Origin of the sequence: Pseudonocardia sp. HH130629-09 (assembly GCF_001294645.1) — a bacterium.
Classification (GTDB): Bacteria; Actinomycetota; Actinomycetes; order Mycobacteriales; family Pseudonocardiaceae; genus Pseudonocardia.
In genome coordinates this window covers 3,762,359-3,775,673 of sequence record NZ_CP011868.1, presented here as the reverse complement: position 1 = coordinate 3,775,673, position 13,315 = coordinate 3,762,359, and the positions used below count along the sequence as shown (strand labels likewise).

The window sequence follows — 13,315 nt, the reverse complement described above, 5'->3', positions numbered from 1 at the left end:
CACCGTCCTCTCGCGGGACGGACCGGTGCGGTTCCCGGAAGTCATCGCCCGGAGGTGGACACTGCGGGCTGAACCTGGCTTCAGGTCAAGCTCAGGCGGTCATGTCGAGGTGCGCGATCACCTTCGTCGGGCGGATCCGGACGAGGAGCTCGCCCGGCACGCCGTTGCGCCGGCCGAACTCCTCGGCCCGGTCCGCGCCCATGTAGCGCCCGCCCAGCGCGGTGGCGGTGCGCAGGAGCTCGTCGGGGTCCCCGCTCGTCTCGGCCACACCCTGCACCTGCACGAAGGCGTACGGCGGCTCGGGCAGGTCAGCGGTGAGCACGACGCGCGGGTCGCGGACGATCGCCCTGCCCTTCGCGGAGTCGGCGCCGGTGTTGAACACGATCGTGTCGTCCTCGACGAGGAACCAGACCGGCACGACGAGCGGACGCCCGTCCTTCGCCGTCCAGCCGAGCATGCCGGTGCGGGTGCCGTGGGTGAGGAACTCGACGACCTCGGGGGTCAGAACGGTCATGCGGCCGAGCCTAGGTGTGATGTCCATGGACGTTGTTCCAGGTTGAGCTGATGACGGCCTGTCGCTGAGACAGGCGAGGACCCCCGGTTGTGAAGTGGAGCTGTCTAGGAACCGCTTCACCAACCGGAGGCCCTTGTGACCCACGCTAACGCTGCGCTGACTCCGCGTGCCCGGCTACGGCTGGCCCGTCTGATCGTCGACCAGGACTGGACCTGCTCCACCGCGGCCAGAATGTTCATGGTCGCCCCTCGCACCGCCCGAAAGTGGGCTGACCGCTACCGCGCCGAGGGCCCGCCCGGGATGGTCGACCGCAGCTCCCGACCACGGTCGATGCCGGCCAAGACCCCGCCGAGGCTGGTGAAGCAGATCGTGCGACTGCGGTGGCACCACCGACTCGGACCAGTACAGATCGGCGGCCGACTCGCTCTCGCCGCCTCGACCGTGCACGCGGTCCTGCGCCGCTGCCGGATCAACCGGCTCTCCCACATCGACCGGGTCACCGGCGAGCCCCTACGCCGCTACGAACACCCACACCCCGGCTCGTTGATCCACGTCGACGTCACCAAGTTCGGCAACATCCCCGACGGAGGCGGACACCGCTTCGTCGGACGCCGACAAGGCGCCCTGAACAAGCGGTCCACTCCCGGACTGCCCAGGGGAACCGACTACAAGCCGCGCACCGGCAGAGCGTTCGTCCACACCGTCATCGACGACCACTCCCGCGTCGCCTACGCCGAGATCCACAGCGACGAGAAAGCCGACACCGCCACCGGTGTGCTACGCCGGGCCGTGGACTGGTTGAACGCCCGCGGCGTGACCGTCGAACGGGTCCTGTCCGACAACGGCAGCTGCTACCGCTCACACGCCTGGCGTGACACCTGCAGCGAACTGGGCATCACCCACAAGCGAACCCGGCCCTACCGGCCTCAGACCAACGGCAAGATCGAACGTTTCCACCGCACCCTCGCCGACGGGTGGGCATACGCCCGCTTCCACCCCTGCGAAACGGCTCGGCGAGACGCGCTCCCCGGCTGGCTGCACTTCTACAATCACCACCGGCCCCACAGCGCAACCAACGGCCTACCGCCGATCAGTCGCCTGACCAACCTGCGGTTCCCCCGAGATCGTGGAGGGTTCTTATGCCGCGTCTCGGGTGAGGGCGGCGTTCTCGTAGTTGATCGGTGAGAGCCCGGCGGCGGCACTGTGTCGCCGCCGGTGGTTGTAGAAGCCGTAACACCAGTCGATGACCGCCGCCCGCGCCCTACTGATGGTGTCGAAGTCGTTGCGGGACAGCACTTCCCACTCCAGGCTGGAGAAGAACGCCTCCGCCGCGGCATTGTCGAAACACGACCCGACCCGGCCCATCGACTGACGGATGTCGAGCCGCCGACACAGAGCGGTGAACGCGCCCGCGGTGTAGGTCGACCCGCGGTCGGTGTGGAAGATCACCCCGGCGATTCGGTCCGCCCCGCCGCGGGCCGCCACCGCCATCCGGATCGCCGCACACGCCAGCTCGGCGTTCGGGTGCAGCCCCGTGGCCGCGCCGAGCAGCCGCCGCGAGTACAGGTCGATCACCGTGGCCAGATACAACTTCCCGGCCGCGGTGGGGATCTCGGTCATGTCCCCGACCCATCTGCGGTTCGGCTCGGCCGCAGTGAAACCCCGACGAAGCAGGTCCGGGAACTTCGGCGCCGTGCGGTCCTGGCGGGTCAGCCCGTTGTGCCGCTTGATCCGGCGGGCGACCAGGCCCTGGCGGCGCATCGAGTCCGCCACGGTCTTCTCCGACACCCGCCATCCGGCCTCACACAGGTCGGCGTGCAGACGGGGTGAGCCGTGTAGCCGCTGGGCGTCGTCGAACGCCACGGCCACGGCGGCGTCCAACGCGCAGCGGCGCTTCTCGGTCGCGGTGGCACCACCGTCGGAACGCGCGGCGCGGTCGAGCCACTTGTACAGCCAGGAGATCGACACCCCCAACAGGGCGCAGGCCAGCGTGTGCGGCACCCGGTGGAAGGTCCTCTGGTCGGCGATGAAACGGGCCACGCTCACTTCGTCGCCTCCTTGACCCACAGGACCACGGATCGCTTGAGGACATCACGCTCCATCCGCAGCTCGGCGTTCTCCGCGCGCAGCCGCTTGAGCTCCTCGACGCCGCCGCGAGACAGGCCCTCGGTGTCCTCGCGGGCCTCTCGTGCACGGGCCACCCAGTTGCCCAGCGTGCCCTCGTTGACCCCCAGGTCACGGGCGACCTGGGCGATCGGCTTGCCCGTCTCCTCCACGACCCGGACCGCTCCGTCACGGAACTCCCGGTCGTAGCGCTTCCGTACCTCTGGCATCGCTACCCCTTATAGCTGATGCCTCCCCGATCATGGGGGAACCGCAAACTGTCGTGGGGACCGCACGCTATGCGCGACCATAAGCACCGCCCGTCGATCCTGTCGTGAACGGGGAGACTGTTTCAAGATCGGTGTTTTCGGCCCGACACGCCGGGCTGAGGTCCGGCGAGATGGGCACGGACAGTGATGACATCGGACCTTGTGGATCCAAGCGAGTGTCTCGTCCCGGGTTTGATGGAGACCATCAAGCCTGGAGGATGATCGACCGATGGCCGCCCCGAGGAAGTACCCCGACGAGCTGCGGGAGCGAGCGATCCGGCTCGTGTTGGACGCCAAGGCCGACCCGGCGTCCGCGGGCGGGAACATCTTCAAGCGCATCGGCGAGCAGCTGGGGATCAACCCGGAGACGCTGCGGGGCTGGGTCAAGCAGGTCGAGATCGACAACGGCACCAGGCCGGGCACGACCACCGACGACGCGACCCGGCTCGCAGAGCTCGAACGTGAGGTTCGGGAGTTGCGCCGGGCGAACGCCATTCTCAAGTCGGCTTTCTTCGCGGCGGAGCTCGACCGCCCCAGCAGGTAGTCCTCGACTATATCGAGGAGAACAAGACACAGTTCGGGGTCGAGCCGATCTGCGCGGTGTTGAAGGACGCCGGTGTTCCGATCGCCCCGTCCACTTTCCATGCGTCGAAGAAGCGACCGCCCTCGGCGCGGGCACTCACCGACGCCGAGACTTTGAAAGAGATCGAACGGGTGCATCGCGACAACTTCAGCGTCTACGGCAGCCGGAAGGTGTGGGCGGCGTTATGTCGGGAAGGCGGAGTAGGCGGCCGCCGGGTCGCTCGCTGCACCGTGGAACGACTGATGCGCCGCAACGGGCTCCGTGGAGTGTCCCGGCTGCGTGTGCCGCGCACCACGGTCCGAGCCAAGGGCGCGGACAGGCGCCCGGACCTGGTCGAACGGGACTTCACCGCACCCGCCCAGGACCGCCTGTGGGTCGCTGACATCACCTACATCCGCACGTTCTCTGGATGGGTGTACGCGGCTTTCGTGATGGACGTGTTCTCCCGACGGATCGTGGGCTGGCAGCTCTCTCGTAACCTGTACACCGATCTCGCGCTGGACGCGCTCAACATGGGGATCTGGACCCGGCAACGGGCGGGCGCGGACCTCTCCGAGTTGATACACCATTCGGATCGCGGAGTCCAATATGTCGCCGTGCGGTACGGCGAGCGACTCGCCGAAGTCGACGCTGTGGCTTCAGTCGGGTCGGTCGGCGATTCCTACGATAATGCGATGGCGGAGGCGTTCAACTCGCTGTTCAAGGCTGAACTCGTCCGCAACCGGGGCCCGTGGCGAGGCACCGACGACCTCGAGCTGGCCGTCGCCGAGTACATCGACTGGTACAACCACCGCCGCCTACACGGCGAGCTCGGCCTGATCCCGCCCGTTGAGCACGAGGCCCTGCACGCCGTCACAGAACCCGCCCGGCAACCCGCCGGAGCGTGAGAACCGAGCCTCTATCGAACCCGGGACTTGACAGAGGGTGACCCGAAGCCTGCTCGGCAGGCGTCGGCGGAGCGGGCCGCTGCGGCGGCGATGGTGGCCGAGGCGAAGGCGCGCGGGCTGGCGTTGACCGGCCCGGACGGCCTGTTGAAGCTCTTTACCAAGAATGTTCTGGAAACGGCGCTGAACGAGGAGATGACCGAGCACCTCGGGCACGACAAGAACCGGGCCGACCCCGGCCGGGAATCCACCAACGTGCGGAACGGGTCCCGCTCGAAGACGGTTCTCTCGGATGCCGCGGGTGACGTGGAGATCGACGTTCCGAGAGACAGGGCCAGCACTTTCGAGCCGCAGATCGTGAAGAAGCGTCAGCGGCGCCTCACAGATGTCGACGAGGTCGTACTGTCGCTGTATGCGAAAGGGATGACGACCGGGGAGGTTTCCGCACATTTCGCTGACATCTATGGGGCGTCAGTATCGAAGGAGACGGTCTCGCGGATCACCGACAAGGTCGTCGCCGAGATGAATGACTGGGTTGGTCGGCCGTTGGATTCGGTGTACGCCGCGGTGTTCATCGACGCTGTCCACGTCAAGGTCCGGGACGGGCAGGTCGCCAACCGGCCGGTCTACGCAGCCATCGGCGTCACCGTGGACGGCTGCAAGGACGTGCTGGGGCTGTGGATGGGCGTCGGCAGTGAGGGCGCGAAGTTCTGGATGAGCGTGCTGGTCGACCTGAAGAACCGCGGCGTGCGTGACGTGCTGTTCCTGGTCTGCGACGGCCTCAAAGGACTCCCGGAGGTCGTGGCCAACGTGTGGCCGCAAACCATTGTCCAAACCTGCGTCGTGCACCTGATCCGAAACACTTTCCGGCTGGTGGGTCGACAGGACTGGGACGCGGTGAAGCGCGACATCAAACCAATCTATGCCGCGCCCAACCCGAATGCAGCACTTATCGCTATGGATGAGCTCGACGAGAAATGGGGCCGTAAGTACGCGGCGATGATCCGGCTATGGCGCAACGCGTGGGAAGAGTTCGTGCCGTTCTTGGACTACGACGTCGAGATTCGAAGGGTGATCTGCTCTACGAATGCGATCGAATCGCTTAACGCCCGCTACCGGCGCGCGGTGCGGGCGCGTGGTCATTTCCCCACTGAGCAGGCTGCGATGAAATGCTTGTATCTTGTGACTCGCAGCCTGGACCCGACCGGGACGGGCCGCACGAGGTGGACGATGCGTTGGAAGCCCGTGATCAACGCGTTCGCCATCACGTTCGGTGACCGCTGGCCGGGAGCCGAGACCTACTGAGCAACGACGCCGAAACACCGATCACGAGACAGGCCCCTTAGGAGACACGCCCTAGGCCCGGAAACCGGATGACGGTGGCGTCGTCACCGTGCTGGGGTGCGGGCATGGCGAGCACGACGACGGCCGGTGTCCACCGCCGCCCCGTACCGCGGGTGGTCACGGTCCTCGCCCTCTGCGTGTTCGTCCTCGGGACCAGCGAGTTCGTCCTCACCGGCCTGCTGCCCGAGGTGGCCGCGGACCTCGGCGTCGACATCCCCGCGGCCGGGTACCTGATCTCCGGGTTCGCGGTCGGGATGGTCGTCGGGGCCCCGGCCGCGGCGGTGGCGACGCTGCGGCTGCCCCGTCGCACGACGCTCGTCGCGATGCTGCTCGCCGTGGCCGTGCTGCACGTCGTGGGGGCGCTGTGCACCGACTACCCCCTGCTCATGGCGGTCCGGGTGCTGACGGCGGTGTCCACCGGCGGGTTCTGGGCGATCGCGGCGGTGGTGACCGTGTCCTCGGTCGGGCCGGGTGACCGCGCGCGGGCGCTGTCCCGGCTGCTGGCGGGGCTGACGGTGTCGAACGTCGTCGGCATCCCGCTGGGCACCGTGCTCGGTCAGCAGTTCGGCTGGCGCGCGACGTTCTGGGCGATCGCCGCGCTGGCCCTGCTCGGGGTGGCCGGGGTGGGGGCCCTGGCCTGGGGCTTTCATCGCGGTTCGCCGAGTAGGGCGTGTCAGTGGGCTGGAGGGTGCCACTGACCAGCGAAGATGGGGATTGCTGAAGTCCTTATCGTCGCGCAGGCAGGAGCACCCTCCAGGTGAAGAAGGCTATCGGGTTCTACCCGTGCCCGGACATCGACACGGCTGCGACGACGGTGGTGTCTCACGCCGGGACGCGGCTGCTGACCGAGACCATCGCCAAGGTCGGCCTGGACCGAGCCCTGTCGGTTGGGCTGGAGCCGTGGCGGCCGCGGCTGGCGGTGCACGACCCGGCGAAGGTTCTGCTCGACCTCGCGCTCACCCTCGCCGCGGGCGGGGACTGCCTGTCCGACATCGCCCTGCTGCGTGCCGAGCCCACCCTGTTCGGTCTGGTGGCGTCGGACCCGACGGTCTCACGCACGGTCGACCGCCTCGCCGCCGACGGTGCCGCGGCGTTGGCCGCGATCGACACCGCCCGCGCCGCAGCACGGGCGAAGGCGTGGGCACTGGCCGGGCCCGCAGCCCCCGACCACCAGACGAACGCAGCGAAACCGCTGGTCATCGACGTGGACGCCACCCTGGTCACCGCCCACTCCGACAAGCAGGGCGCCGCACCGACGTTCAAGAAGGGCTTCGGCCACCATCCGTTGTGGGCGTTCTGCGACCACGGCGCGGCCGGAACCGGAGAGCCTCTCGCGGCGCTGCTGCGGCCGGGCAATGCGGGGTCGAACACCGCCGCCGATCACGTCACCGTCATCCGCGCCGCCCTGCGCCAGCTCCCCGACCACAAACCCGGCAACCGTCCCGGGCGGAAGGTACTGATCCGCATCGACGGTGCCGGCGCCTCCCACGAGCTCCTCGACTGGCTGACCGGGCAGCGCCTGTCCTACTCGGTCGGGTTCAGCCTCACCCAGGAACTGGTCGACCAGCTCGCCGCTCTCCCGGCTGCGGACTGGCAGACCGCGCTCGACGCCGACCGTGAGCCCCGCCCGGGCGCGTGGGTCATCGAGGCCACCGGCTTGATGAACCTGGGGACCTGGCCGGACGGGATGCGGGTGATCGTGCGCCGCGAACGCCCACACCCGGGCGCGCAGCTGCGGTTCATCGACCGGGACGGGTTGCGCTACACCGCGTTCGCCACCAACACCCGCCCCGGCGGCCCCGGCCGCCAACTCGCCGACCTCGAGCTGCGACACCGCCGCCGCGCCCGCGCCGAGGACCGCATCCGCGCGGCGAAGGACACCGGGCTCACGAACCTGCCACTGCACGAGCTCGACCAGAACCGGATCTGGCAGGCCGTGGTCGCGCTCGCCTGCGAGGTCACCGCCTGGGCGCAGATGCTCGCCTACACCGGGCACCCGGCACGCCGTTGGGAGCCGAAACGACTCCGGCTGCGGCTGTTCTCGATGCCCGCCCAGCGAGCCCGTCACGCCCGCCGAACCGTGCTGCACCTGCCTGCGCACGCACCCTGGGCCGAACTGCTCTGCGACGGCCTCGCCCGGCTGCGCACGCTCGCTGTTCCCGGCTGAGCACGAACCCTCCGTCGCGACGACCCAGGAAACCGACCGGACCCGTGGACCCGGCGCCCCGAGCGACCTCGGCCGAACTGTCACACCCAACGGGCACAATCAGGCCCCGCCACACCGGCCAGCACCGGTGTCGATCAAGCCAGGACTGCCCGACGAAAGATCCGGGCTGGTGTCGCGCAGCGGGGGCGGGGAGCCGCCGCGACGACTGTCCGCCGAGCTCGTCGCCTTCCGCAGGCTCCGGCTGTGGGTCGCGCTGGGCACGACCGCGCTCTACCAGGCGGGCATGATCGCGATGCTCGCCTACCTCGCGGCGCTGCTCGTGTTCGTGGCCGGGCTCGCCCCGGGGTGGGTGCCCGTCGTGCAGTTCGGCGCCGGGCTGGGCTCGATCGGGGGGATCCTGCTCGGGGGTCGCCTGGCCGACCGTCATCCGTGGCCGACGCTGTTCGGGGCGCTGTGCGGTGCCGCGACCCTGCTCGTACTGCTGGGGACCACGGCGACGCTGCCCGGAGCAGCACCGGCGATCGCGGTCGGGCTGGGGTTCGTCGCCTTCGTCGCGTCGGCCCCGCTGAACGCCCGGGTCTTCGCGCTGGCCGGGGCGGCGCCGACACTGGCGAGCGCGACCAACACCTCGGCGTTCAACGTCGGCAACGCGCTCGGCCCGGCGCTGGGCGGGCTCGCGATCGCCGGGGGCCTCGGACTGACCGCCCCGCCGCTGGTCGGCGCGGTGCTAGTGGTCGGTGCGGTCGTCCTGGCCCGGGTCTCGGTGCGGCTGGACCGCCGCCACGGTGCGCCGTGATGCCGTCCGCGCCCGGGGAGGGCAGGCTCCGGGGTGTGGACGACGAGGCGTCGCGGTACCCGGCCGTCGGAACCCCTGCTCGGCGGCCAGGTTGACGGCGTCACCTGCGGTCCGTCGGTGCTGGTCGTGACCGCGGTGCTGACCGGCTCGGGGTGGCCCGGCGCGGTGGCGGGCCGGTTCGGCGCCGCGCAGCGGACCGCGCACCGCCAGGCCAACCGGCTCTGGCCGCGAGCGCTGGGGACGACGCCGTGGGGGATGCGGGCGTGGCTGCGCCGGCACGCGCCCGCCGCCGGACCGTTCCGGATCCGCCCGGCGACCCGCGACGCGCTCGCCGCGGTGCCCGCCGCCGTCGGCCCGGTCCCGCTGCTGGTCGGGTCGCGGTGGCTGCCGCGGCACTGGGTGCTGGTCCTGGGCATCGGCGACGACGGCCGGTGGCGCGGCTACGAGCCCGGCTCCGGCCGGGTGCGGGCCCTCGATCCGGGCCTGCTCCGGCGGGGGGATGCGACGGCCGTCGCGGCGGTGCTGGGATGGCCGCGGCCCTGGTGCCTGCTGCTGCCCACGGGTCGGGCGTAAACGCGCGGTGATCCGGACGTAACGGACGCAGGTGAGGGTGTGGACATGGCTCCCCCCGATCCCCGCCCGCTGCTCGCCGCACTCGGCCGGCGCGACTTCCTCCGTGCGGCCGCGGCCGTGACCGCCGCCGGGGGACTGGTCGGCTGCAGTGCCTCCGTGGCCCCCGCCCCGGTGGCCGCGACCCTGCCGGACGGGCCGCTGCAGCCCGGCGTGGGCGACATCCCCGGCGACCACTACCTCGGGTCCGACCCGGCGGACGTGCGATGGGGCTACGTCCCGGCGATCGGGGCCGCCCCGGTGCTCACGATGCGGTCGGGGCAGACGGTCACCATCGACACCGTCTCCCACGAGGGCATCCTGGAGGACCAGGGCCGGGACCCGGTCGCCTGGTTCGGGCGCCACGGGGTCGCGGCCGACGGCGTGCTGTCCGACGCCGTCGCGGTCGCCAGGGACTACCGCCGCACCCCGCGCGACTTCGACGCCGACGGCCCGCACGTCATCACCGGCCCGGTGTTCGTCGAGGGCGCGCGGCCCGGCGACGTCCTGAAGGTCGAGACCCTGTCCGCGGTGCCCCGGGTGCCCTACGGCGTGGTCTCCAGCAGGCACGGGAAGGGGGCGCTCGGCCGCACCGCGTCCGGCGCGCCGCCCGCCGGGATCACCCTCGACGAGGTGATGCCGCCACCGGCCGCCGACGGGCGGGCCACCGGCGATCCCGCCCGCTACGGCAACGTCTCGGTCTTCACCGCCGTCCGCGACGGCGCGGACGGCCCGGAGGCCTACCTGCCCTTCGGCGAGGGCCAGGAGGTGTCGTTCGGGCTGCGCCCGTTCATGGGCACCATGGGGGTGGCCCACGCCGCGGCGGACGCCGAGAACGCCCCCCGAGCTGAACTCGATCCCGCCGACCCTGGGCGGCGGCAACATCGACATCCGGCTGCTCGGCCCGGACTCGGCGTTCTACCTGCCGGTCCGCGCGGAGGGGGCGCTGTTCCACGTCGGCGACCCGCACCTCGCGATGGGCGACGGGGAGGTCACGCTGACCGCGCTGGAGGGCTCGCTGCGTGCCACGTTCCGGCTCACCGTCTGCCGGCCGGGGGAGGGCACGGCCCCCTCGGTGGCCTTCGGCTACCCCTTCGGCGAGACCCCGGACGCCTGGGTGCCCATCGGACTCTCCGACCCGGACGGGAGCACCGGCGGCCAGGGGACCGACCTCGACGTCGCGATGCGCCGGGCCGTGGTCAACGCACTCGACTTCCTGCAGGACGACCGGGGCATGGACCGGGCGACGGCGTACGCCTACCTCTCCGCGGCCGCCGACTTCGCGGTCTCGCAGGTGGTGGACCGGACGGTCGGGGTGCACGGGGTCATCCCCAAGGCACACTTCCGGTCCTGAGCGCGGCGGTCCGGGGGCCGGGAACCGGGTCGCCGTCGACTCGTAGACTTGACATGTGACCGAGACCCTGCCAGCGCGTACCGCCGACCTGCCCGCCAAGTGGACCCCGGGCGAGGTAGAGGGCGACATGTACCGCCGCTGGGTCGACGCCGGGTACTTCCGGGCCGACCCGTCGTCGGACGCCGACCCGTTCTGCATCGTCATCCCGCCGCCGAACGTCACCGGCAGCCTGCACCTGGGCCACGCGATGGACCACACGCTCATCGACGTCCTGACCCGGCGCGCCCGGATGCAGGGGCGCGACGCGCTGTGGCTGCCCGGCGTGGACCACGCCGGGATCGCGACCCAGTCGGTCGTCGAGCGCCGGATGGCCGCCGCGGGGGAGCCGGACCGGCACGCGATCGGCCGTGCGGCGTTCGTCGAGAAGGTCTGGCAGTGGAAGGCCGAGTCCGGCGGCTCGATCCTCGGGCAGATGGAGCGCCTGGGCGACGGCGTCGACTGGTCCCGCGAGCGCTTCACCCTCGACGAGGGACTGTCCCGCGCGGTCGCCACCGTCTTCAAGAAGATGTTCGACGACGGGCTGATCTACCGGGCCGAGCGCCTGGTCAACTGGTCCCCGGCGCTGCGCTCGGCGATCTCCGACATCGAGGTCGACCACATCGAGACCGAGGGCGAACTCGTCTCGATGCGCTACGGCGACGGGGACGCCTCGGTCGTCGTCGCGACCACCCGGATCGAGACGATGCTGGGTGACACCGCGGTCGCCGTCCACCCCGACGACGAGCGCTACCGGCACCTGGTCGGCACCGAGATCGAGATGCCGATCACCGGGCGGATGATCCCGGTCGTCGCCGACGACTACGTCGACCCGGAGTTCGGCTCCGGCGCCGTCAAGATCACCCCGGCGCACGACCCGAACGACTTCGAGGTCGGCCGCCGCCACGACCTGCCGATGCCGACGATCATGGACGAGACCGGCACCATCGCCGGGACCGGCACCCGCTTCGACGGCATGGACCGGTTCGAGGCGCGCACCGCGATCCGCGAGGAGTTGCGCGCGCAGGGGCGCATCGTCGCCGAGAAGCGGCCGTACCTGCACTCGGTCGGGCACTGCTCGCGCACCGGCGTCCCGATCGAGCCGCGGCTGAGCCTGCAGTGGTTCGTCAAGGTCGAGCCGCTCGCCCGCTCGGCGGGGGACGCCGTCCGCTCCGGCGAGACCGTCCTGCACCCGAAGGAGCAGGCCAAGCGGTACTTCGACTGGGTCGACAACATGCACGACTGGACGATCAGCCGGCAGCTGTGGTGGGGACACCGCATCCCGGTCTGGTATGGCCCGGCCGGCGAGGTCGTCTGCGTCGGGCTGGACGAGCAGCCGCCGTCCGGCGAGGGCTGGCGCCAGGACCCCGACGTCCTCGACACCTGGTTCTCCTCCGGGCTGTGGCCGTTCTCCACGCTCGGCTGGCCGGAGGAGACCCCGGACCTGGCGAAGTACTACCCGAACTCGGTCCTGGTCACCGGCTACGACATCCTGTTCTTCTGGGTCGTCCGGATGATGATGTTCGGCACCTACGTGATGGGGAAGGCCCCGTTCCGCGACGTCTACCTGCACGGGCTCATCCGCGACGAGCACGGCAAGAAGATGTCGAAGTCCAAGGGCAACGTCATCGACCCGCTCGCGCTGATCGACACCTACGGCGCGGACGCGCTGCGCTTCACCATCGCCCGCGGCTCCAACCCGGGCACCGACATGTCGCTGTCGGAGGAGTGGGTCGCCGGGTCCCGGAACTTCACGACCAAGCTCTGGAACATCACCCGGTTCGCCCTGTCCAAGGGGGCCGACCCGGCCCTGCCGCTGCCCGCCGAGGCCGACCGTACCGACGCCGACCGCTGGATCCTGGGCCGCCTGGCCGAGGTCCGCGCGCAGACCGACGAGCTGCTCGACGGCTACCAGTTCGCGAAGGCGACCGAGGGGCTCTACCACTTCGCGTGGGACGAGCTGGCCGACTGGTACGTCGAGCTGTGCAAGACCCAGCTCGACGACCCGGCCACCGAGCCGGGCACCCGGGCGATCCTCGGGCACGTCCTCGACGCGCTGCTGCGGATGCTGCACCCGATCGCGCCGTTCGTCACCGAGGCGCTGTGGACCGCGCTGACCGGCGGCGAGACCGTCGTGACCGCGGCCTGGCCGACGGCAGGGGACACCGGTGCGCCGGTCGACGCGGCCGCCACGGCGCGGGTCACCGACGCGCAGAAGGTCATCACCGAGGTCCGCCGGTTCCGCACCGAGCAGGGGCTGCCCGACCGCAAGGCCGTCGCCGCCCGCCTGACCGGTCTCGGCGACTCCGGGCTGGCCGCGCACGAGCGCGCGCTGCGATTCCTCACCCGCCTCGACCCGGCCGGTGACGGCTTCTCCACCACCGCGAGCCTGGAGGTCGCCACCTCGGGCGGCCCGGTCACCGTCGAGCTGGACACCTCGGGGGCGATCGACGTCGCCGCCGAGCGGGCCCGGCTCCGCCGCGACCTCGCCGCCGCGGAGAAGGAGCGCGACCAGGCGGAGAAGAAGCTGGGCAACCCGAAGTTCACCGAGAAGGCGCCGGCCGAGGTCGTCGACGGGATCCGTGCCCGGCACGCGACCGCCGTCGCCGACATCGACCGCATCACCGCGCGGCTCGCCGCGCTCCCGGAGGCCTGA

Annotated in this window: 11 protein-coding genes, 1 pseudogene and 1 other annotated feature; of the genes and pseudogenes, 9 read left to right on the top strand and 3 right to left on the bottom strand. The window is 70.9% G+C overall.

The genetic code is table 11. The features are described from left to right. Window positions 1-91: 91 nt before the first annotated feature. Entirely contained in the window at window positions 92-514 is a 423-nt protein-coding gene (locus XF36_RS17315) for a PPOX class F420-dependent oxidoreductase (protein ID WP_060712785.1), read from the bottom strand. A gap of 135 nt (window positions 515-649) precedes the next feature. Between XF36_RS17315 and XF36_RS17310 the strand changes: the two genes are divergently transcribed. Then, window positions 650-1,699 carry an IS481 family transposase gene (locus tag XF36_RS17310; RefSeq protein WP_238588937.1) on the top strand — a complete coding sequence of 350 codons (1,050 nt, stop codon included), beginning with the start codon at window positions 650-652 and terminating at the stop codon, window positions 1,697-1,699. Here the strand turns inward: XF36_RS17310 and XF36_RS17305 are convergent. Together XF36_RS17305 and XF36_RS17300 are read right to left on the bottom strand one after the other, a co-directional pair. Further along, a complete protein-coding gene (locus XF36_RS17305) occupies window positions 1,652-2,560 on the bottom strand; it encodes an IS3 family transposase (protein WP_060710839.1) in 909 nt (302 codons plus the stop codon). The genes XF36_RS17310 and XF36_RS17305 overlap by 48 nt on opposite strands. After that, window positions 2,557-2,847, bottom strand: a complete 291-nt coding sequence (locus tag XF36_RS17300) for a transposase (RefSeq protein WP_060710840.1) — start codon at window positions 2,845-2,847, stop codon at window positions 2,557-2,559. Before XF36_RS17300 ends, XF36_RS17305 begins: the two co-directional genes overlap by 4 nt. Before the next feature lie 268 nt (window positions 2,848-3,115). Between XF36_RS17300 and XF36_RS17290 the strand changes: the two are divergent. The 8 genes and pseudogenes from XF36_RS17290 (at window position 3,116) to XF36_RS17255 (ending at window position 13,315) form a co-directional block, all read left to right on the top strand. Beyond that, a pseudogene (locus XF36_RS17290) lies at window positions 3,116-4,356 on the top strand (IS3 family transposase). Then, window positions 3,391-3,519, top strand: a sequence feature (AL1L pseudoknot). It overlaps the preceding pseudogene by 129 nt. A 90-nt stretch (window positions 4,357-4,446) precedes the next feature. After that, window positions 4,447-5,658, top strand: coding sequence for an IS256 family transposase (locus XF36_RS17285; RefSeq protein ID WP_238589343.1), 1,212 nt, complete (start codon window positions 4,447-4,449; stop codon window positions 5,656-5,658). A gap of 104 nt (window positions 5,659-5,762) precedes the next feature. Continuing rightward, window positions 5,763-6,395, top strand: coding sequence for an MFS transporter (locus XF36_RS17280; RefSeq protein ID WP_238588936.1), 633 nt, complete (start codon window positions 5,763-5,765; stop codon window positions 6,393-6,395). 59 nt (window positions 6,396-6,454) lie between these two features. Continuing rightward, window positions 6,455-7,864, top strand: a complete 1,410-nt coding sequence (locus XF36_RS17275; RefSeq protein ID WP_060711311.1) for an IS1380 family transposase — start codon at window positions 6,455-6,457, stop codon at window positions 7,862-7,864. 127 nt (window positions 7,865-7,991) lie between these two features. Beyond that, complete coding sequence (locus tag XF36_RS17270) at window positions 7,992-8,660, top strand: hypothetical protein (protein WP_193393975.1); 669 nt, start codon at window positions 7,992-7,994, stop codon at window positions 8,658-8,660. A gap of 117 nt (window positions 8,661-8,777) precedes the next feature. Then, complete coding sequence (locus XF36_RS17265) at window positions 8,778-9,233, top strand: hypothetical protein (RefSeq protein ID WP_060712783.1); 456 nt, start codon at window positions 8,778-8,780, stop codon at window positions 9,231-9,233. A gap of 709 nt (window positions 9,234-9,942) precedes the next feature. Then, entirely contained in the window at window positions 9,943-10,623 is a 681-nt protein-coding gene (locus tag XF36_RS34260) for an acetamidase/formamidase family protein (RefSeq protein WP_349675570.1), read from the top strand. Between the two features lie 55 nt (window positions 10,624-10,678). Beyond that, window positions 10,679-13,315 carry a valine--tRNA ligase gene (locus XF36_RS17255; RefSeq protein WP_060712782.1) on the top strand — a complete coding sequence of 879 codons (2,637 nt, stop codon included), beginning with the start codon at window positions 10,679-10,681 and terminating at the stop codon, window positions 13,313-13,315.